Source organism: Nonomuraea composti (assembly GCF_012034275.1).
Taxonomy (GTDB): Bacteria; Actinomycetota; Actinomycetes; order Streptosporangiales; family Streptosporangiaceae; genus Nonomuraea; species Nonomuraea composti.
In genome coordinates, this window is sequence record NZ_JAATEP010000005.1 from 44,184 (window position 1) to 62,614 (window position 18,431).

The window sequence follows — 18,431 nt, forward strand, 5'->3', positions numbered from 1 at the left end:
CCGGCCCACCCTCGGGAGCGCCGCCCACCCTTACCCCGCCTCGACCGGCCACGGAGCGGCCCTCGCCCTGACCGGGGCCACCGAGCGACCCTCGCCCGCCGCCCCGCCCGGCAGCCGGGGCGTCGGCCAGGCCCTTGCGGTGCCCGTCAGAGCATCGCTTCCAGCAGCCCGGCGACGAGCGGGTCGGAGTCGTTCACCCGCCAGGCCGCCGCCACGCTCGTGCGCGCGTCACCCGGCATCACCCGGCGAAAGGCCACCCCCTTCAGCCGGATCCGCCGGATGCTGGCCGGCGCCAACGACACCCCGAACCCTGCCCCGACCAGCGCACACACGGTCTGCCACTCCACCGCGTGCTGCACCACCTCAGGCGTGAACCCGGCCTCCTGGCACACCGCCACGATCCGGTCGTACAGGCCGGGCCCGTGCTCGCGCGGCAGCAAGACGAACGGCAACCCAGCCAACCGCGCCACCTCAACCCCCCGCCCGGACGTACTGCCGGCCACGAGCGGATGCGCGGTCGGCAGCACCGCCACGAACGGCTCGCGCAGCACGGTCGCGAACCCCAGCCCCGGCTCCTTGTCCGGCGGCTCCCGCAGCAGCCCGACATCGATGCGCCGCTCCCGCAGGGCGGCGAGCTGCGGCGCCGTCGTCATCTCGTGGACCTCGACCTGCACGCGCGGAAAGCGCTCGCGATAGGTGCGCAGCAGCTCCGGCAGGATCGTCAGCGCCAGCGAGGCGGCGAACCCGAGCCGGATGCGCCCCGCCCGCCCGCTGCCCACGTCCCGCGCCGCCGCCAGGCCACCCTCAAGCTCGGCCAGGGCCCGGCGCGCGGCCGGCAGCAGCTCGCGACCGGCCGGCGTGAGCGCCACCCGCCCCGGCGTACGGTCGAACAACGCGTGCCCGACCCTGCCCTCCAGCCGCCGGATCTGCTGGCTCAACGGCGGCTGCGCGATCCCCAGCCGGTCGGCGGCGTGGCCGAAGTGCAGCTCCTCGGCGAGCACGACGAACGCGTGCAACTGCACCAGCGGCGGCAACTCCGAACGGTCCATACCTCTAGAGATATCAGCCGATCCTTCTGGCCGTCATGGACGTATCGTTCCTGGTGGCGGTACGGTTCCGCGCATGACGGAGCGACGCGCGATCCTCAGCGGTTCCACGTTCGAGGAGCAGATCGGATATGCCAGGGCCGTGGTGGACGGCGACTGGGTGCACGTCTCGGGCACCACCGGTTTCGACTACTCGACGATGACCATCTCCGACGACGTGGTGGAGCAGGCCAGGCAGTGCCTGCGCAACATCGGCCAGGCCCTGGAGGAGGCCGGCTGCGGCTTCGGCGACGTCGTCCGCGTGCGCTACCTCCTGCCCGACCGCGCCGACTTCGAGCCCTGCTGGCCGGTGCTGCGCGAGTGCTTCGGCGAGGTACGGCCGGCCGCCACGATGCTCATGTGCGGCCTGTCGGACCCCCGCATGAAGATCGAGATCGAGGTGGACGCCCGCCGTCCCACCACCACCTGACCCTCGGGGCGAAACGCCGGACACGCGCAACCCGCACCACCTGCTCCTCCTGCTCCTCCTGGCGAACTGCCGGACATGCGCGAGCCGCACCACGCCACCGTCCTGCTCCTCCTCGCCCGCACAAGCCCGGCCCTCAGCCAGTACGCCGTCTTCTGGCACGCCGACGACGGCAACGAGAGGCGGAGGCGCCGGCATCCGAGATCTCAGCGGTCGGGGCGGCGGGCGGCCCTGCTGACGAGGGCGGCGAAGGAGACCAGGACGCCGAGGGCGAGCACGACCATGAGCACCATCGCAGGCAGCCCCGACAGGCCCGAGGCGGTGACGAGCGCGAGCCCGACGGCGCACGCGCCGCCCAGCAGGATCAGCCATAACGTGGACAGCTTGCCGTTCACACGATCGGGCCTTCCCCTGAGCGCCCCGCGCTATCCGCCGCTTCGCGCATCCAGCTCGATCGGCCTTCCCCTGAGCGCCCTGGGTTACCCGGGGCTTCGCCCATCCAGCTCGACGGGCCACACCACCAGCAGGTAGGACTCGCCCGGCCGGTTCGACAGCCGCTCCCGGTCGCGGGCACGCCCGTAGACGCGCAGACCGTAACGGCCCGCGCCCTGATAGGTCAGGTTCGGCCGCTGGTCGTCGTCGGTGGTGAGGGTCGTGAGGTGCATGACGCCCGTCGTCGTGACGAACTCGATCTCCTCGCTCTCCTCCCAGCCCCGCGCCTGCATGCGAGGCGTCGCCGGCTGCCAGTTGATGTGCACGCCGACCCTGCCCCGGCGTTTCAGCGTACGAATGACCAGCGAGTCGGGGGCGGCGGCGACCAGCCCGGCAGGCAGCTCCGGCGCCGGCGCGGTGTCCTGGTAGGGGTTGACCACACGTAAGCGGTGCTCGTCGGCCATGGCGACGGCGCGCAGCGGCGGGGGCGCCGTCAGACGCTGCTCCGCTCTCGCGAGGCGGCCGGGTTCGTGCTGTGGTTGGGCGTGCTGCCTGGCCCACTCGCGGATCGCGCGGGACTTGTCGGGCAGGCCCAGCTCCTCCGCGACGCCGACCCCGAGCCGGGCACGCGCCTGCGGCCCGACGTCGATCGGCCACACGGTCACCTGGTAGAACTCGAACGGCACCTTCGCCACGCCGTCACGGTCGAGGCCCCTGCCACGGGCGTGCACCCGCATCCCGTACCGGCCGGGGCCGTGCGCGGTGAGGACGGGCGGCTCGTCGGTCAGGCCCATGCCAAGGCCGGCGAGGCGCATCTCGCCCGTGAAGCTGATCAGCTCGACGTCCTCCACCTCCTCCCACCCCTCGCCGGAGCCGGCGGGCGGGGCGTCGGTGATCCGCACGGTGACGTCCACGACGCCGGTGTGGATGCCGGTCAGGATGACGGCGGCGCCGGGCACCGACGCGGTGAGCCCGTTCGGCACGTCGGAGGGCGGGGTCGCGTCGCCCCGCTCGTGGACCAGGAGCTGGTGGTAACTCACGTGGACATCGGCCCGGACGGACGTGCTCACAGCGGCGACCCCTTCGGCACGGACGGCTGCGACGACCGCGACAGGTGCGACGACTGTGGCGGCGCGGCAGCTGCGACGTATGCGATGACCGGGCCAGCGTGTCAGCCGCCACCGACAAAAGCTGCTCGATGGTGCCATGCGGCCGCCACCGACGAAGCTGCTCGATGGTGCCGTGCAACGCCTCACCGCCAGCCCCTGCGCCAAGGATCTCCACCGCGCGCCGCGAGCGTCGGCCGCTTACCGCCGCTGCGCGCCGGTCTCCGTCACTCTCCCCGGGCAGTTGCAAGGCGGCGTGCCGGTGAGCGCCCTGCGCGGTCAGGGCCTGGGCCGTTGGTGAGGCTCAGCCGGTCAATGCCTTGAACAGGTTCGTCACGCCGATCGAGTCCAGGAGCGACGTGGAGGTGCCGCCTGCGGCCTGCGGGGTGCCGCAGGCGGATGAGTAGCCGGTGATCGTGCCCAGGAGCTGGTTCACGCCGATGACGTCCAGCAGCGACGCCGAGCTCTGGGCCGCGCTGGGAGCGCTCGCGCCGGACGCACTCTCCGAAGCCCCGTCCACGGAGGCGTCGCCGGGCGTACCGGTGGAAGTGGTGCCGGTGGAGGCGCAGGCGGACGAGAAGCTGTTCATGAGCGATTCGAGGTAACGGGCGATCTCGGCGGTGTCGATGGCCGGTGCGGGCGGCACCTCCGTGCCCGGGGCGGCCGTGGCGTGGGAGCACACCAGCACCCGTCCGATGAGGTCCTCGAACATGGCCTGGACGGGCGAGACCGGTGTCCCGTCCGCGTTCAGCGGCGAGGGAGCGACGCCGGGCGCGGTGGAGGCCGAGGAGCTGGGGGCGGCCGATGCGCTCGGGTTGGGGCGTGGCGGCAACTGGCTGGGGTTGGGGCCTGACGACCCGCTCGGGCTGGGCAGCGGCGGCAGGCTCGGGCTGGGGCCGCCGATCCCCGGCTGGTTCGGGTTCGGATTCGCACCACCGGTGCCGGGCTGGTTGGGACTCACACCGCCAGTTCCTGGCGGGTTCGGGTTCGCACCGCCGACCCCCGGCTGGTTGGGGTTCGCGCCGCCCGCCCCTGGCTGGTTCGGGCTGACGCCACCGACGCCGGGCTGGTTCGGATCGGTGCCCGGCTGGCCCGGCCCCGCGTCAAGAGGCTGGCCCGCCGGCGCGCCCTGGGGCGCCACAGAAGAGGCACGGGGTGCGGCTCCAGGAGCAGCCGGAAGGCCGTAAGGAGCGGCGGCCAGGTCGTACGGAGCGGCGGGGACGCCGTACGGAAGGCCGTACGGAACGTACGGCACCGCCGGAACGGCAGGCGCCCCGGCTCCGGCGGAGAAGAACCCCTGGAGCCGGCTGCCGGCGATGATCGTGTCCATCAGCCCCCTGATGTCGTCGGCGGTGACGCTTCCGGCGAGCGGCGCGGGCGGCGACACGTTGATGCTGAACACGTCCTGGTTGCTGCACTGGGCGGCGGCGGTCTCGTTCTTGGTGTCGTCCGCGAGCGCCGGTGCGGCGGTCGCGAGCAGGGCGGCGGCGGAGGTGGCAGTGACGGCGGCAACGGCATGCCGGTACATGGTGCTCCCTGAGGGTGATGATCCGGTTATCGCTGCGATCAGTACCCTTAGTGGTGGTTCAATTACTTCATAGTTGGATCTAGCCCTCTTTACGCCTGGCCTCTATTGTCACGCTTCGTGAAATCATTGAAGACAGCCGTCCTGGCGTGTGCCCTGGTTGCGCCATTAGTCGGCACGACGAATGCCGCAGCGGCGACATACCCCGTGAAACATCCCAAACTCATCGCGAACCCGCTCTACAAGGCGGGCGCCCTCCCCGCGTCCACGTGTGCGGAGCCGGAGGTCGCGAGCGGCAGCGTCAAGCAGGCGCGCGCCTACTTCGACGCGGTCGTCGAGTGCCTGGAGACGACGTGGAAGAAGCACCTCACTGACGCCGGTCTGAAGTACACCGACGTAAAGGTGCAGCATGTCACGAAGTTTCCGAAGAAGTGGTGCGACATGGAGACGAACAAGGACGATTCTCAAGCGTGGTACTGCACCGACACCCGCACCTTGGCCGTCAAGACCGGTAAGAGCTGGACCTCTGACCCGTCCGACCTCTGGCTCTTCTACGTGGCCGCATCGACCTACGCCTACCACATTCAGAATGTGGTCGGCATAGACGCCGCATATCAGGCGATTCCGTATGGCAAGAGAGCAGAATTGCTCGAGCAGAACCGCCGTTACAACCTCCAGTCGACGTGTTTCGGCGGCGCCTTCATCAAGAGCGTCTGGCCGATGGAAGGCCGCACGTCGAAGGACTGGAACGAGCTGGTGGCCCTGGTCGAGGGCGATGAGCCGGGCGATGAGCGCTGGGACGGCAAGACGGCCAACCAGCGTTTCTGGCTCAAGCGTGGCTTCTCGACCGGCGACCCGGGCTCCTGCAACTCCTGGACGGCCCCGCCCTCCAAGGTGGCCTGACCAAGCGATCGTCCCGCGGCGGCACGCCGGTCGCCGCGGGACCCCCGGTGGAAGGAGGCGGCGCATGCGCGCGTTCCTCATCTCCCTGCTCACCGCCCTGGCCTTGGTCGCGGCCTGCGGTGAGGCCGCGCCGGAGAATCCGGCGTTGCGCGCCGAACTGCTCGACCGGCTCAAGCAGGATCAGGAGATCAGGACCCTGGAGGCGTCCCAGGAGGACTGGGATCGGGTGGAGAAGGCGAACACCGAGCGCATGCGGCAGATCCTCGACCAGTACGGGTGGCCGGGGTTCGCGCTGGTCGGTGAGGACGGGGCGCGGGCGGCGTGGGCGCTGGTGCAGCATGCCGATCGTGATCTGGCGTTGCAGAAGCGCGGGCTGGAGCTGATGCGCGCGGCGGTGGAGAAGGGCGATGCCGACCCGTCCGACCTGGCGTTTCTGGTGGATCGGGTGCGGGTGGCGGAGAAGCGGCCGCAGGTGTACGGGACGCAGTGGGAGACCGATCCGCAGGGGCGGTGGCGGCCGCGCACCCCGATCGAGGACGAGGCGAGGGTGGATGAGCGGCGGGCCGAAGCGGGGCTGAAGCCGCTGCGTGAGTATCTTGAGGAACTCAAGTCGGCGGGGTGAACTCCAGCTATATTGAAGCGCTGTTATATCGCTGAGAGGAGCCCGCTTTGTACCCCGCGATCGAACCTTACGAGCACGGCATGCTCGACGTCGGTGACGGCAACCTTGTGTACTGGGAGGTCTGCGGCAACCCGGACGGCAAGCCCGCCGTGGTCGTGCACGGCGGGCCCGGCTCGGGTTGCTCGGTCAACATGCGCCGCACCTTTGATCCGGAACGGTTCCGCATCGTCCTGTTCGACCAGCGCAACTGCGGTCGCAGCCGCCCGCACGCCAGCGACCCGGCCACCGACCTGAGCAACAACACCACCCACCACCTGATCGCCGACATGGAGCTGCTGCGCGAGCACCTGGGCATCGACAAGTGGCTGATGTACGGGGGGTCGTGGGGCTCGACGCTGATCCTTGCCTACGCCGAGACGCACCCGGAGCGGGTGTCGGAGATCGTCATCCCGGCCGTCACGATGACCCGCCGCTCCGAGACCGAATGGCTCTACCGGGGCGTCGGCAGGTTCTTCCCGGAGGCGCAGGAGCGGTTCCTGCAAGGGGTGCCGGAGGCGGATCGCGACGGGGACGTGTTCGGGGTGCTGGCGGCGTACTCGCGGCTGCTGGCCGACCCCGACCAGAAGGTACGGGAGAAGGCCGCGCAGGACTGGGTCGCCTGGGAGGACGCGGTGATCTCCCAGGAGGTCAACGGCAAGCCGAACGCCTACAGCGACCGCCCGGCCGACGCCGTCATGGCACTGACCCGCATCTGCGCCCACTACTTCGCCAACGGCGCCTGGCTGGAGGAGGGCGTCCTGCTGCGGAACGCGCACCGCCTGGCCGGCATCCCAGGCGCGCTGATCCACGGCCGCATGGACATGGGCGGCCCGCTGCAGACGGCGTGGGAGCTGACCAAGGCCTGGCCGGACGCCAGGTTGTACGTGGTGGAGGACTCGGGGCACACCGGCAGCCCGACGTTCAGGGACCTGCTGAGCCAGGCCATCGAGGGCTTCTCCCCGCCGAAGAAGGGGTGAGCCCGCGGCTCGCGATCATCTGGGGGTTTTGGACGGTGCCCCTGGTGACCATCGCCTCGCCGTCGGACGACTCCGTACGGTGAGCCGCGGGCCCACGAGGCCGGCAGACGGACAGGGTGCGGCGAGGCGCCGCCAGCGGCATCGCCACCCCTTGTCCGCGCGCTGACCTGCCGTAACCGTAACCGGGCGAGCCATTCGGCCACCACCTATTTAGTGTTGCGGTCGGCAAGTGTTCATGATGATCAACGTTTGCGGCCGGTGCGGGGCCGCGAGGGGCGCTCGGGCGGCAGCACCTCCACCGACGTCTTGCGGATGTGGTCATAGACCAGGGACGTGCGGACGTCGGCGATGTTGCGATGCCGGGAGACGTGGTCGAGCACGAAGTCGCGCAGATGCCCGGCGTCGCGCACCCCGACCTGGATGATGAAGTCGTCCCCGCCCGACACGACGAACACGGCCAGCGTCTCCGGCAACGCGGCCACGTAGTCACGGAACCCCTCCACCGCCTCCCGGATCTTCGGATGCAGCCGTACGTTGATCAGCGCCTGCACGGGACGGCCGATCGCGTCGAGGTTGACCTCGGCGTGGAAGCCCTCGATGACGCCGGACGCGCGCAGCGAGCGCACCCGCTCCAGGCAGGTCGAGGGCGCGATGCCGAGATGCTCGGCCAGCTCCCGGTTGGTCTGGCGGCCGTCGCGCTGCAGCTCGGCGAGTATCGCCGCATCAAGTTCGTCCACGTACGCATCCTGGCACGTCTTTCCGAATTATCTTCGGAAAGACGTGCTTGTGTTTGGCGGACGAGCGGCCCTGCTGTGATTCTGCTGAGAGAACTTCGGAGAAGGGATCCGTGGATGACCGTGCTGGACGAGCTCGACCGGCGTACCGACCTGCCCACCAAGGAGCTCGCGGTCAAATGGGTGATCGTGATCGACCGCGATCTGCCGCGCGGGCTGCAGGCCAACGCCGCCGCCTGCCTGGCCGCCTCCGTCGGGGTCAGCGTCCCGGCGATCGTCGGGTCGGGCGGCGTGGACGCCTCCGGCCTGCCGCACGCCGGGCTGCCGTGGACGGGCTGCACCGTGCTCGGCGCGCCGGCCGCGATCGTGGAGCGCGTCAGGAAGGACGCCGCCGCCGAGCCGGAGCTGGTGGTGGCCGACATGGCGGCGATCGCCCAGCGCACCAACGTGTACGACGACTACCTGGCCGAGCTGGCCCGCACCGAGGAGCCCCCGTACTACGCGGTCAGCCTCTTCGGGCCCCGCGCGATCGTCGACCGGCTCACCGGGCGGCTGCCGTTGCTGCGATGAGGTGCCCTCAGAGGAGGGTGCCTCCTGAGGCGTCGAGCCAGTGGCCGGTCACCCAGCGGCTGTCGTCGCCGGCCAGGAACGCCACCGCGCCGGCCACGTCCTCAGGGGTGCCGACGCGGCCCATCGGCGACAGCGACGACACCCAGGCCAGCGCGTCTCCGACGAGCCTGCCCTCGTGCATGTCGGTGTCGATGACGCCGGGCGCGACGGTGTTGACGGTGATCGCGCGCGGGCCGAGCTGCTTGGCGAGCGTCGAGGTGAGCACGTCGAGCGCGCCCTTGGACATCGCGTAGCTGATGGACTGCGGCATGGCCGAGCCGCGGGTCAGCATCGTGGAGATGTTGACGATCCGGCCGCCGTCGCGCAGCCGGGGCAGCGCGTGCTGGGTGATGAAGAACGGGGCGGTGGCGTTGACCGCGAAGATCCGCTCGAACTGCTCCCGGGTGACGTGCTCGATGCCGGGCTCGTCGTTCAGGATGCCGGCGTTGTTGACCAGGATGTCGAGCCCGTCGGCGCGGGCGTCGAAGGCGGCCCACAGGCGTTCGGCGTCGCCGGGTGTGCCCAGCTCGGCTCGCAGGGCGAACGCCTGCCCGCCGGCCGCCTCGATGGCGGCGACGGTTTCGGCGGCGGCCCGCTCGTTGCCGCCGTAGTGGACGGCGACGCGGGCGCCGTCACCGGCCAGGCGGCGGGCGATGGCCCGGCCGATTCCCCTGCTCGCACCGGTGACGAGGGCGGTCTTGCCGTGAAGGGTGTGCATGCTGTGTGTTCCTGCCTGCTGTAAGGCCGTGCGGATGCGGAAGGGGCCTCCCTGAGGGGAGGCGGTCGGTGCCCGGGGCGATCAGCGGTGCGGCCGGGTGTCCTGGAGGAAGTCCATGGTGGCCAGCTCGTTCACGGTGGCCTGGAGCTGGTCGACGCGGGCGCGGCCGGCCCGGACGAGCTCTTCGCCGGCGGCCAGCCACTGGCCGAGGTCGCGGGAGAGGGGCGGGATGCCGGCGAGGATGTCGGCGCTCTCCTTGAGGGTGAGGCCCACGCGCTGGGCGGCCAGGGCGAGCCTGATGCGGCAGATCGCGTCGACGGTGAAGCGGCGGGCGTTGCCGCTGTTGCGGTGGGCGGTGATCACGCCGTAACGCTCGTAGAAGCGGACCGCGTTGGCCGTCACGCCGGCGGCGGCGGCCACCTGCCCGACCGTGAGCGAGGCCGAGCCTGCCTCCGGGCCGGGATGGCCGGTGACCGTCATGGCACACCTCCGACCTTCGCCGCCGCCTCTCGCCCGTCCAGTATGGCCGAGGCGGGCCTCGGGAAGCGCAGCCGCACCAGCAGGGCGAGCGACATCAGGACGACGGCCGCCGCCTGGGTCCACCGCAGCGCGTCCACGGCGGCGGCCACCTGGGCGGATCTGCCCGGGCCCGACAGGTCGATGAGCGACGCGCCGCCGGTCATCGCGGCGGTGAGCACCGTGAACAACGCGCTGACCGCCACGGTGCCCATGCCGTTGGCGACCGTGTTCACCAGGGACAGCAGCGCGGAGCCCGAGGCCAGGTCGGGGCCGTTCAGGTCGCGGCTGGAGCTGGACATCGTCGGCATCATGATCGCCCCGGTGCCCGCCCCCTGGAGGAATCCCAGCACGCCGAGCAGCGGATAAGGGGTGTCCGGGCGCAGGACGAGCACGCTCAGGAGGCCGGCGGCGATGGCCAGGCCGAGCCCGGTGCCGACGACCAGCCGGGGGCCGAGCCGTTCCAGGAGCCGGGCGGCGATCTGCAGGCTGACGCCCATGCCGACCGCGCCAGGAACCATCAGCGCCGCCGTGACCGACGCGCCGTCGCCGCGCAGCACCTGGACGTACGCGGGCATCAGCAGCGCCGAGCCGAAGTACGGGGCCGCGTACAAGGCCAGGACGGCGGCGCCCGCCCCGAACGTCGGGTTGCGCAGGAGGCCGACCCGCAGCAGCGGCTCCGGATGGGTCAGCGCCCGCACCGAGAACACCGCGACCAGCACCGCACCCAGGATCGCGGTGGCGAGGCGCACCCAGGAGGGGCCGTCCTGGGCGCTGATGCCGAACGCCACCCCGACGACGCCGGGGACCAGCAGCATCGCGCCGGCCAGGTCGAGCCGGGCCGCCCGGCCACGGGCGGGGTCGGGCGGCAGCCACGCCAGCGTGCCCGCGATCCCCAGCAGCGCCAGCGGCACCGTGACGAGGAACAGCGCCCGCCACGACCCGGCGCCCAGCAGGGCCGCACCGAGCACCGGGCCGAGGATCGGCCCGACCAGCATCGGCAGGCCGGTGATCGCCATCATCCGGCCGCGCCGCTCGGGCGCGACCGCGCCGAACCCGATCGCCATGCCCAGCGGCGCCATCAACCCGCCGCTGAGGCCCTGCGCCGCCCGCGCCGCGATCAGCCAGCCGAGGCCGCCCGCCGCGCCGGCGACGGCCGAGGCGACCGCGAAACCGGCCAGCGCCACCACGTACACCCGCCGGGCGCCCCAGCGCGCCGCCAGGCCGGCGGCGAGCGGCATCGTCGCCACCATCGCCAGCGTGTACGCGGTGATGATCCACTGCACGGAGGTCAGCGCCGCGCCGAACGCCGCCATCAGCCCCGGCAGCGCCACCGCGACGATCGTGGCGTCCAGCACCGCCATCAACCCGCCCGACGCCAGCACGACCGCGGCCCGCAACTCCGGCCGCGTCAGCCTGCTCACAGCCGCCCAGCCCTGTCCGTGAGCCGGAGTGGGCGCAGGGCGCCCGCCCACGTGCGCAGCTCGCTCATCATCGCGTGCAGCGCCTGCGTCGTGCCCGGCGGCGGGACGAACGCGCCCGCCGCGTCCAGGTGCTCCCACGCCATCGGGATCAGCACCGACTCGCGGACGGTGGTCGCCCGCAGCTCGGGGAAGACCGTCCGCAACTGCTCCACGGCCCTGATGCCGCCGGAGGCGCCGTACCCGACGAACCCGACCGGCTTGTACGCCCACTCGGTGAAGTGCCAGTCGATCGCGTTCTTCAAAGGGGCGGGGAAGCTGTGGTTGTACTCCGGCACGAGGAGCACGAACCCGTCGGCGTCCGCGAGCCTGCCGGCGATCGGGGACGCCGCTCCACCGCCGGGAAGCAAATCGTGCATCGGCAGCGCGGCCGTGGCCAGGTCGATCAGGTCGAGGTCGAGCCAGTCGATCGCGGCCAGCTCGCGTTCCAGCCACGCGGCGAGGGGATCGGCCAGCCGGGGCCTGCGCACGCTGCCGATCACGACGGCGATACGGAGGCGGCCGATGAGGTCGTTCGGTGTCATGGCAGCGACGCTAGAAGCTCGCCTATAGGCGAACTCAAATCGCTCGGGTCAGATCGGCGGCACCAGGTCGAAGTAGCGGTCGAGCACGGTCTTGTCCCCCTGGACGGCGAGCGCGTCGGCCGGGATCCGCCGCCACAGGAAGAGCATCAGGTCTGACGCCGTGCCGGCCAGCTCGACGTCGGCCGCCCCGCCGTCGAGCCGTACGTGCTCGCCGTCGAAGCACACCACCCACTCGCCGGGCCCGTCGGTCCGGACGAACCGGAACCGCTCGCCCGAACCCGGCGGCGCCGGCTGCCAGGCCCGCCGGGCCGGCGCCATCACCTCGAACGTCTGGGTGACGGCGTCGACCGCGATCTCCTCGTGGATCGGGCCGGGGTCGCCGACGGCGTTCTCGGCGTCCCAGCGGTGCACGGCGGCCTCGATCGTCTGCATCCGCAGCCAGAACCCGACCGTGTGATCCTGCGACCAGGTCCACGCGGGATCGCCCGGCGACCGCTCCTTGAACAGGGTCTCCAGGCGCTCCGCGCCCTCCTGGAAGGCGTCCAGCAAGGTGGGAGGGATGGGCCCGTGGGTCGGGGTGCGGCCGGGGACGGGCCAGCCCTCTGTGTCGGCGGGCAGCTCCGCCTTGGCCAGCTCGGCGGGGTCGGGCGGCCCGTCGAGCCGGTCCCTGATGATGGCGAGCACGAACCGGTGCACCCCGGCCAGGTGGAACACGAGGTCGGTCATCGTCCACTCGGGGCAGGACGGCACGGGGGGCGCGTCGCCCGCCTTGGCGGCCCGGCGGGCGGCGGCGTGGAAGGCGCGGGCTTCCTGACGGAAATGTGCGGCAGCATCCATACCCCTCAGCGTGTCATCGCGGAACCCCCACCTCCATCCGATTCAGCCGGACGCGCAACCCGGCGACGCCCGCGACGGCCAGCGCGAGCCCCACCATCGCGGCGCTCACCCACAGCGGCGAGCGGAGCCCGAGCCCGGCCCCGATGGCCAGGCCGCCGAGCCCGGGGCCGAGCGTGGCGCCCACGTTGAACGCCGCCGTGGCGAAGGCGCCGCCCATGGTGGGGGCGCCGGTGGCCGCGTACAGGACCTGCGTGATCAGCGTGGAGCCGACGGCGAACGACAGCGTCCCCTGGACGAGGACCAGCACGATCGCCGGCACGGCGGCGCCGGCGGCCAGGGCGAACGCGGCCCAGCCCGCCGCCAGCGCGAGCCCGCCGACCACCAGCAGCGGCACGGGCCTGCGGTCGGCGATCCGCCCGCCGATCGTCACCCCGGCGAACGAGCCGGCCCCGAACAGCGCGAGCATCGCCGGCATCCAGGAGGAGCCGATCCCGCTCGCGCCGGTGAGCACGGGGGCGAGGTAGGTGAAGGTGCAGAAGGTGGCGCCGTTGACCAGGGCGCCGAGCAGCAGGAGCACCAGCAGCCGGGGCCGGCGCAGCACCCGCAGCTCACCCCGGACGGCCCCGCCCGAAGACGCTCCTGTAGCTGAACCGGGAGCACCGCCGGGCACGGACTTCAGGACGGCGACGATGGCCGGCACCAGCGCCAGGGCCACCGCGCAGAACGCCGACCGCCACCCCCACACCTCGCCCAGCAGCGCCCCTCCGGGCACTCCGGCGACGCAGGCGAGGGTGACCCCGCCCAGCAGGACGGACGTGGCGCGCCCCGTGGCGTTGGAGGGGGCGAGGGCGACGGCGGTGGCCAGGGCGACGGCGAGGAACCCGGCGTTGGCGAGCGCCGCCACGACGCGCGTCGCGACCAGCACCTCGTAGCTGGTGGTGACCGCGCCGAGCACGTGGACGGCGAGGAAGACGATCAGGAAGGCGAGCAGCGCGGCCCGCCGGGACAGCCGCAGGCTGAGCGCGGCCATCAGCGGCGCGCCGACGACCATGCCGGCGGCGAACGCGGAGGTGAGCAGCCCGGCGGCGGGGATGGACACGCCGAGGTCGGCGGCGATGCCGGGCACGAGCCCGGACAGCATGAACTCGGACGTGCCCTGGGCGAAGACCGCCAGTCCGAGCAGGTACACAGCGAAAGGCATCAGAGGAGCTCTCACAGGAAGCCGGGCGGGACCTGGAGATCGGCCCCGCTCGTGACGGATCAGCCTGGCTCAGGCTGAAAGGACCCGTGACGCGGTGATCCGGATGGCGAGAGCGCCCATGGTGAACACCCGCCGCAGAGGGGCGGGGAGGCAGCGCGAATCAGCCACCGGACGACCGGTGGCTAGCGTCTGGATGCCTCGGGGCTGGACATGGGCGTCAATTTAGCATGGACGCGACCATGGACCCGCCCGGGAGAGGCCGATGCACGCCAGACCGCAGGTTGTGATCTTCGATGTGAACGAGACGCTGACGGACATGGAGCCGTTGCGGGCGAGGTTCGAGGACGTGGGGTTGTCGGGGGAGCAGTTGCCGGCGTGGTTCGCGAGCGTGCTGCGGGACGGTTTCGCGCTCACGGTGGCGGGCGGGTTCGCCGAGTTCGGCCGGATCGGCGCCGACGTGCTCAAGGGCCTGCGCCTGCCGGACAAGGCGGTCGAGCACGTGCTGGGCGGCCTCGCGGGGCTGCGGGTGCATCCGGACGTGCCGGACGGCATGCGCAGGTTGCGGGAGGCCGGCATCAGGCTGTTCACGATGACGAACGGCTCCGCCGCCACGACCGAGGGCATCCTGCGCCGCGAGGGCCTCCTGGACCTGGTGGAGGCAACGCTCGACGTGAGCGGCCCGCGCGCGTGGAAGCCCGCCAGGGCGGCCTACGCGTACGCGGTGGGCCGGGCGGGGGTGCTGCCCGCCGAGGCGGCCCTGGTCGCGGTGCACCCGTGGGACGTCGACGGTGCCCAGCGGGCGGGGCTGTCGGGGGCGTGGGTGGACCGGCGCGGCGTGCCGTACCCGGAGACGATGAGCGCCCCGCACGTGTCGGCCCCCGACCTGCGCGCGCTGGCGGCGCTGTGGACATGAACGTCAGTGGCGGCCCAGGAACTCCAGCACGATCGGGCTCGCCACCTGCCTGAACTCCTCGAAGTACGCGTGCCGCGCCCCCTCGATCATCCGCAGCTCGGCCCCGGGGATGCGGCCGGCCAGCAGCGGCGCGTTGGCGGCCGGGTTGAACACGTCGTCGGTGCCGTGCACGACGAGCGTGGGGGCCGTGATGGCGGGCAGCGCGTCCCAGGCGTCGTGCCCGGCGCTGGCGGCCAGGTGGCGGCGGCGGGCGTGGGCGGGCATGCCGGGGTCTCCGGTCGTGCGGTAGGGGCCGGGGTGGGTGGCCAGCCAGGCGGGCGTGTACATGAGCTCCAGCAGCGCCCGCTCGGCGGCGGCCCGGTCGGGCTGGGCCAGCGCCTTGCGCACGTCGTTGCTCCGCTCCACGCCGTGCGCGCCGCCCGGCGAGCTGCAGCCGAGCACGAGCGCGCCGACCCGCTCGGGGTGGTCGGCCGCCAGCCACTGGGCGACCCGGCCGCCCATGGACGTGCCGTAGACGTGGGCCCGCCGCACGCCCACCTCGTCGAGCACGGCCAGCACGTCGGCGGCGAACCCGCGCGTCGTGTACGGCTCGTCGGGCTTGTCGCTGTCGCCGGTGCCCCGGTAGTCGAGGGTGATGGTCCGGTACGAGGCGAAGTCGTCGCGTACGGAGTCCCACCAGCGGTGGTCGTTGGCCTGGCCCTGGAGCAGCACGAGGGCTGCCCCGTGGCCGTTGACCTGGTAGGACAGCTTCACACCCGAGGGGGTCGTCGCGTATGGCACGCCTCCGATGGTGCCATGTCCGGTGCGGGGCGGCGGCTCCGACGTCCCTGGTGAGAGCTCACGAGAGAGAGGACGGCAGTGATGAAGTACATGATCCTTTCGTACGCCTCCCAGCGGGAATACGATGAGATGTCCGGCAAGGGCGGCACCTGGTCGGCGGCGGACCTGGAGGCGATGACGACGTTCATGGCCACGGTCAACAAGGAGCTGGAGGAGTCCGGCGAGCTGGTCGAGACGCGGGGCCTGGCGGCGCCGGTGCACACGCGCCGGGTCGGCATGCGCGACGGAGTCCCGTACGTGACCGACGGCCCGTACGCCGAGACCCAGGAAGTGCTGGCCGGCTACTGGGTCGTCGAGTGCGAGAGCTTCGACAGGGCGGTGGAGATCGCCGGTCGCCTCGGTCAGTGCCCGGCCCCCGAGGGCGCCGCCACCACCATGTACGCCGACATCCGGCCGATCATGGAGTCGGCCGACGACCTGGGGTTCTGACAGGCATGGACACTTCCGAGGACCTGCTGCGCGACCTGGCGCCGCAGGTCCTCGGCGCGGTCGTGCGGCGTTACGGCCATTTCGACCTCGCCGAGGACGCCGTCCAGGAGGCGCTGCTGGCGGCGGCGACGCAGTGGCCGCGCGACGGCCGGCCGGACGACCCGCGCGCCTGGCTGGTCACGGTGGCCGCGCGCCGCCTGACGGACCTGCTCAGGGCCGAGCAGGCGCGCCGCCGCCGCGAGGACACCGTGGCCGCCCGCGCCCTCCCCGAGGACCGGCTGTCACCGCCCGCCGACCGGCCGCCGGCCTCGGACGACACGCTCGTGCTGCTGTTCCTGTGCTGCCACCCGTCGCTGTCGCCGCCGTCACAGGTGGCGCTCACGCTGCGCGCCGTCGGCGGCCTGACCACGGCGCAGATCGCCCGCGCCTTCATGGTGCCCGAGGCGACGATGACCCGCCGCATCACGCGCGCCAAGCAGAAGGTCAAGGACAGCGGCGTGCCGTTCCGCCTGCCGGGGCCCGCCGAGCGCGCGGACCGGCTCGGCGCGGTGCTGCACGTGCTCTACCTGATCTTCAACGAGGGGTACGCCAGCACGTCAGGCCCCGACCTGCACCGTGCCGAGCTGACGGCCGAGGCGACCAGGCTGGCCCGCCTGGTGCACCGGCTGCTGCCGGAGGACGCCGAGGCGGCCGGGCTGCTGGCCCTCATGCTGCTCACCGACGCGCGCCGCCCCGCCCGCACCGGCCGCGACGGCGCCCTGATCCCCATGGCCGAGCAGGACCGCACGCTGTGGAACGCCGCGTTCATCGCCGAGGGCGTCGAGCTCGTCACGGCCGCGCTCTCGCGGGGCACGCCGGGCCCGTACCAGCTCCAGGCCGCCATCGCCGCCCTGCACGACGAGGCGCCGAGCGCGGAGGAGACCGACTGGCCGCAGATCACGGCCCTGTACGAGCTGCTGATGCGCGGCTCGGGCAACCCGATGATCGCGCTCAACCACGCCGTCGCCGTCGCCATGTCACAGGGCCCGAGGGCGGGCCTCGACCGGCTCGACCGCCTGGCGGGCGACGACCGGCTGTCCGGCGACCACCGGCTGTACGCGGTCCGCGCCCACCTCCTGGAGCGGTCCGGCGACCAGGAGGGGGCCCGCGCGGCGTACGAGGAGGCGGCGGCCCGCGCCATGAGCCTGCCCCAGCAGCGCTACCTGCGCGCCAGAGCGGCCCGTCTGGAGGCACGTGACCCCGGGCCGCCGCAGCCGGACCGGCTGGAGGCACGTGACCCCGAGCCGCCCCGGCCGGCCCGTCCGGAGCCGGGTGACGCCGGGCCGCCGCAGCCGGACCGGCTAGAGCCGGATGTGCCGGAGGGTGACGCCGATCTGGCGCAGCCGCCCCCGTAGCCGGGAGTCGCCGTTGGGCGCCAGGCGGAGGCCGGCGGAGGCGGCGATCCGGTCGGCGACCTGCGGTACAGACAGCCGGTCGGTCTCGACCTGCTCGGCGAACTCCGGCCGCCGCAGCCGCTCCAGGCACTCGTCCAGCCGCGACACCGCGAACGCCTCGCGCTTGAGGCTGCGGCTCAACGAGCGCTCCCGCAGCCGGGCCAGCACGGTCTCCCGGTCGGCGACGAGCGCGAAGTGCCGCACGTCGTGGCCGGCCTCGCGCAGCCGGCCGATGATCTCGTCGTAGTAGGCGGGCTCGACCAGCGTCATCGGCGCGACGACGACGCCGGGATGCTTACCCAGCACGAGGTCGAGAACCTCGTACACGCCCTGCCGCCAGGCCGGGTGCCGCTGGAAGTCCGAGCGCAGGGCGCGCGGGGTCATCTTGTGCAGCCCCATGCCGACGTACTCCGGGTCGCACACCACGCTGCCCGCCAGCCGGCGGTGCAGCTCGTACGCCGTCTGCGTCTTGCCCACCCCGAACGTGCCGTTGATCCACAAGAGCATGCGGAACAGCCTACGGTGGGCAATTGTGGCAACGGAGACGATCGCGATCGGCGAGGCGGCGCAGCTGCTCGGCATGAACGCCTCGGCGCTGCGGTACTACGAGGAGCGCGGCCTGGTCGCCCCGGCCGGCCGCAGCCAGGGGCGGCGCGTCTACAGCAGGCAGGAGCTGCGGCGGCTGGTGTTCCTGCGCACGATGCACCGGCTCGGCGTCCCCCTTGACACGGCGGGGGCGATGCTGGACGCGCCGGGCGAGCAGTGGCGGGCGGCGGTGGAGGAGCAGATCGCCGAGCTGGAGAAGGTGGTCGTGCGGGCGAGGGTGGCGCAGGAGGTGCTGCGGCACGGGCTGCGCTGCCCGGAGGAGCACCCGCCGCTGGAGTGCGGGACGGCCGTCGGGATGCTGGACCGGCTCCTCGACGGCTCCTCCTTCGAGCAGCTGGCCGCCGAGCACGACCCGGGGTGGACTGGGCGGGTGGGCGGCGAAGACGGGGCGGGCGGCAAGGAGACGAGCCGGGCCGGCGGAAAATAATCGTCGTGGCGGGGGAATGGATCCCGCCGGGGTGTGGTTACATATTT

General features: G+C 72.6%; 22 protein-coding genes. 9 read left to right on the forward strand and 13 right to left on the reverse strand.

Going from position 1 to position 18,431, the window contains the following annotated elements; translation table 11 throughout:
• Positions 1-146: 146 nt before the first annotated feature.
• Positions 147-1,049, reverse strand: coding sequence for a LysR family transcriptional regulator (locus HCN51_RS09185; protein WP_168008710.1), 903 nt, complete (start codon positions 1,047-1,049; stop codon positions 147-149).
• 73 nt (positions 1,050-1,122) lie between these two features.
• Here HCN51_RS09185 and HCN51_RS09190 point away from each other — a divergent pair, with 73 nt between their 5' ends.
• Entirely contained in the window at positions 1,123-1,515 is a 393-nt protein-coding gene (locus tag HCN51_RS09190) for a RidA family protein (protein WP_168008712.1), read from the forward strand.
• Between the two features lie 203 nt (positions 1,516-1,718).
• Here HCN51_RS09190 and HCN51_RS09195 read toward each other — a convergent pair whose 3' ends face one another.
• The 3 genes from HCN51_RS09195 to HCN51_RS09205 form a co-directional block, all read right to left on the reverse strand.
• Positions 1,719-1,907, reverse strand: coding sequence for a hypothetical protein (locus HCN51_RS09195; RefSeq protein WP_168008714.1), 189 nt, complete (start codon positions 1,905-1,907; stop codon positions 1,719-1,721).
• An 84-nt stretch (positions 1,908-1,991) separates the two neighbouring features.
• Positions 1,992-3,014: a hypothetical protein gene (locus HCN51_RS09200; protein ID WP_168008716.1), complete on the reverse strand. Its 1,023-nt coding sequence runs from the start codon at positions 3,012-3,014 to the stop codon at positions 1,992-1,994.
• Between the two features lie 340 nt (positions 3,015-3,354).
• Entirely contained in the window at positions 3,355-4,578 is a 1,224-nt protein-coding gene (locus HCN51_RS09205; RefSeq protein ID WP_168008718.1) for a hypothetical protein, read from the reverse strand.
• A gap of 117 nt (positions 4,579-4,695) precedes the next feature.
• Here HCN51_RS09205 and HCN51_RS09210 point away from each other — a divergent pair, with 117 nt between their 5' ends.
• The 3 genes from HCN51_RS09210 to pip all read left to right on the forward strand — a co-directional run bounded on the left by HCN51_RS09210 (position 4,696) and on the right by pip (position 7,116).
• Positions 4,696-5,478, forward strand: a complete 783-nt coding sequence (locus tag HCN51_RS09210) for a neutral zinc metallopeptidase (protein WP_168008720.1) — start codon at positions 4,696-4,698, stop codon at positions 5,476-5,478.
• 64 nt (positions 5,479-5,542) lie between these two features.
• On the forward strand, positions 5,543-6,100 hold the full coding sequence (locus tag HCN51_RS09215) for a DUF6624 domain-containing protein (RefSeq protein ID WP_168008722.1): 558 nt from the start codon (positions 5,543-5,545) through the stop codon (positions 6,098-6,100).
• 47 nt (positions 6,101-6,147) lie between these two features.
• The gene (gene pip / locus HCN51_RS09220) at positions 6,148-7,116 is read left to right on the forward strand and encodes a prolyl aminopeptidase (protein ID WP_168008724.1); all 969 of its coding nucleotides are present in this window, start codon (positions 6,148-6,150) and stop codon (positions 7,114-7,116) included.
• Between the two features lie 242 nt (positions 7,117-7,358).
• On the opposite strand, the gene HCN51_RS09225 is transcribed toward pip, so the two are convergent.
• On the reverse strand, positions 7,359-7,853 hold the full coding sequence (locus HCN51_RS09225; protein WP_080045028.1) for an Lrp/AsnC family transcriptional regulator: 495 nt from the start codon (positions 7,851-7,853) through the stop codon (positions 7,359-7,361).
• Between the two features lie 114 nt (positions 7,854-7,967).
• Between HCN51_RS09225 and HCN51_RS09230 the strand changes: the two genes are divergently transcribed.
• Positions 7,968-8,420 (forward strand): DUF2000 domain-containing protein, encoded by a 453-nt coding sequence (locus HCN51_RS09230; protein ID WP_080045029.1) that lies wholly within the window; start codon positions 7,968-7,970, stop codon positions 8,418-8,420.
• 7 nt (positions 8,421-8,427) lie between these two features.
• Here the strand turns inward: HCN51_RS09230 and HCN51_RS09235 are convergent, their stop codons facing one another.
• The 6 genes from HCN51_RS09235 to HCN51_RS09260 form a co-directional block, all read right to left on the reverse strand.
• Positions 8,428-9,177 carry an SDR family oxidoreductase gene (locus tag HCN51_RS09235; RefSeq protein WP_168008726.1) on the reverse strand — a complete coding sequence of 250 codons (750 nt, stop codon included), beginning with the start codon at positions 9,175-9,177 and terminating at the stop codon, positions 8,428-8,430.
• A gap of 81 nt (positions 9,178-9,258) precedes the next feature.
• The gene (locus HCN51_RS09240; RefSeq protein ID WP_168008728.1) at positions 9,259-9,657 is read right to left on the reverse strand and encodes a MerR family transcriptional regulator; all 399 of its coding nucleotides are present in this window, start codon (positions 9,655-9,657) and stop codon (positions 9,259-9,261) included.
• Complete coding sequence (locus tag HCN51_RS09245) at positions 9,654-11,117, reverse strand: DHA2 family efflux MFS transporter permease subunit (RefSeq protein WP_168008730.1); 1,464 nt, start codon at positions 11,115-11,117, stop codon at positions 9,654-9,656. Before HCN51_RS09245 ends, HCN51_RS09240 begins: the two co-directional genes overlap by 4 nt.
• Positions 11,114-11,698, reverse strand: coding sequence for an NADPH-dependent FMN reductase (locus HCN51_RS09250; RefSeq protein WP_168008732.1), 585 nt, complete (start codon positions 11,696-11,698; stop codon positions 11,114-11,116). The genes HCN51_RS09245 and HCN51_RS09250 overlap by 4 nt, the downstream gene beginning before the upstream one ends.
• Before the next feature lie 48 nt (positions 11,699-11,746).
• Positions 11,747-12,535: a maleylpyruvate isomerase family mycothiol-dependent enzyme gene (locus HCN51_RS09255; RefSeq protein WP_168008734.1), complete on the reverse strand. Its 789-nt coding sequence runs from the start codon at positions 12,533-12,535 to the stop codon at positions 11,747-11,749.
• A 13-nt stretch (positions 12,536-12,548) separates the two neighbouring features.
• On the reverse strand, positions 12,549-13,736 hold the full coding sequence (locus tag HCN51_RS09260; protein WP_168008736.1) for a Cmx/CmrA family chloramphenicol efflux MFS transporter: 1,188 nt from the start codon (positions 13,734-13,736) through the stop codon (positions 12,549-12,551).
• Positions 13,737-13,998: 262 nt separating this feature from the next.
• Here HCN51_RS09260 and HCN51_RS09265 point away from each other — a divergent pair, with 262 nt between their 5' ends.
• Positions 13,999-14,649 (forward strand): haloacid dehalogenase type II, encoded by a 651-nt coding sequence (locus HCN51_RS09265; protein WP_168008738.1) that lies wholly within the window; start codon positions 13,999-14,001, stop codon positions 14,647-14,649.
• A gap of 3 nt (positions 14,650-14,652) precedes the next feature.
• Here HCN51_RS09265 and HCN51_RS09270 read toward each other — a convergent pair whose 3' ends face one another.
• Positions 14,653-15,429 (reverse strand): alpha/beta fold hydrolase, encoded by a 777-nt coding sequence (locus HCN51_RS09270; RefSeq protein ID WP_168008740.1) that lies wholly within the window; start codon positions 15,427-15,429, stop codon positions 14,653-14,655.
• An 81-nt stretch (positions 15,430-15,510) separates the two neighbouring features.
• Between HCN51_RS09270 and HCN51_RS09275 the strand changes: the two genes are divergently transcribed.
• Both HCN51_RS09275 and HCN51_RS09280 read left to right on the forward strand, forming a co-directional pair.
• Positions 15,511-15,918 (forward strand): YciI family protein, encoded by a 408-nt coding sequence (locus HCN51_RS09275; RefSeq protein WP_168008742.1) that lies wholly within the window; start codon positions 15,511-15,513, stop codon positions 15,916-15,918.
• Positions 15,919-15,923: 5 nt separating this feature from the next.
• Positions 15,924-17,312 (forward strand): RNA polymerase sigma factor, encoded by a 1,389-nt coding sequence (locus HCN51_RS09280; RefSeq protein WP_168008744.1) that lies wholly within the window; start codon positions 15,924-15,926, stop codon positions 17,310-17,312.
• Here the strand turns inward: HCN51_RS09280 and HCN51_RS09285 are convergent.
• Positions 17,259-17,858 (reverse strand): AAA family ATPase, encoded by a 600-nt coding sequence (locus HCN51_RS09285; protein ID WP_168008746.1) that lies wholly within the window; start codon positions 17,856-17,858, stop codon positions 17,259-17,261. The genes HCN51_RS09280 and HCN51_RS09285 overlap by 54 nt on opposite strands.
• A 25-nt stretch (positions 17,859-17,883) precedes the next feature.
• On the opposite strand from HCN51_RS09285, the gene HCN51_RS09290 reads away from it, so the two are divergent.
• A complete protein-coding gene (locus tag HCN51_RS09290; protein ID WP_206066771.1) occupies positions 17,884-18,384 on the forward strand; it encodes a MerR family transcriptional regulator in 501 nt (166 codons plus the stop codon).
• Positions 18,385-18,431 lie beyond the last annotated feature (47 nt).

What these genes read in the sequence shown, in the direction of transcription:
- HCN51_RS09190 (WP_168008712.1), top strand. Translation starts at nt 1,123, where the DNA reads ATGACGGAGCGACGCGCGATCCTCAGCGGTTCCACGTTCGAGGAGCAG.
- HCN51_RS09215 (WP_168008722.1), top strand. Translation starts at nt 5,543, where the DNA reads ATGCGCGCGTTCCTCATCTCCCTGCTCACCGCCCTGGCCTTGGTCGCG.
- HCN51_RS09285 (WP_168008746.1), bottom strand. Translation starts at nt 17,858, where the DNA reads ATGCTCTTGTGGATCAACGGCACGTTCGGGGTGGGCAAGACGCAGACG.
- HCN51_RS09185 (WP_168008710.1), bottom strand. Translation starts at nt 1,049, where the DNA reads ATGGACCGTTCGGAGTTGCCGCCGCTGGTGCAGTTGCACGCGTTCGTC.
- HCN51_RS09240 (WP_168008728.1), bottom strand. Translation starts at nt 9,657, where the DNA reads ATGACGGTCACCGGCCATCCCGGCCCGGAGGCAGGCTCGGCCTCGCTC.
- HCN51_RS09205 (WP_168008718.1), bottom strand. Translation starts at nt 4,578, where the DNA reads ATGTACCGGCATGCCGTTGCCGCCGTCACTGCCACCTCCGCCGCCGCC.
- HCN51_RS09280 (WP_168008744.1), top strand. Translation starts at nt 15,924, where the DNA reads ATGGACACTTCCGAGGACCTGCTGCGCGACCTGGCGCCGCAGGTCCTC.
- HCN51_RS09260 (WP_168008736.1), bottom strand. Translation starts at nt 13,736, where the DNA reads ATGCCTTTCGCTGTGTACCTGCTCGGACTGGCGGTCTTCGCCCAGGGC.
- HCN51_RS09265 (WP_168008738.1), top strand. Translation starts at nt 13,999, where the DNA reads ATGCACGCCAGACCGCAGGTTGTGATCTTCGATGTGAACGAGACGCTG.
- HCN51_RS09275 (WP_168008742.1), top strand. Translation starts at nt 15,511, where the DNA reads ATGAAGTACATGATCCTTTCGTACGCCTCCCAGCGGGAATACGATGAG.
- HCN51_RS09235 (WP_168008726.1), bottom strand. Translation starts at nt 9,177, where the DNA reads ATGCACACCCTTCACGGCAAGACCGCCCTCGTCACCGGTGCGAGCAGG.
- HCN51_RS09255 (WP_168008734.1), bottom strand. Translation starts at nt 12,535, where the DNA reads ATGGATGCTGCCGCACATTTCCGTCAGGAAGCCCGCGCCTTCCACGCC.
- HCN51_RS09250 (WP_168008732.1), bottom strand. Translation starts at nt 11,698, where the DNA reads ATGACACCGAACGACCTCATCGGCCGCCTCCGTATCGCCGTCGTGATC.
- HCN51_RS09230 (WP_080045029.1), top strand. Translation starts at nt 7,968, where the DNA reads ATGACCGTGCTGGACGAGCTCGACCGGCGTACCGACCTGCCCACCAAG.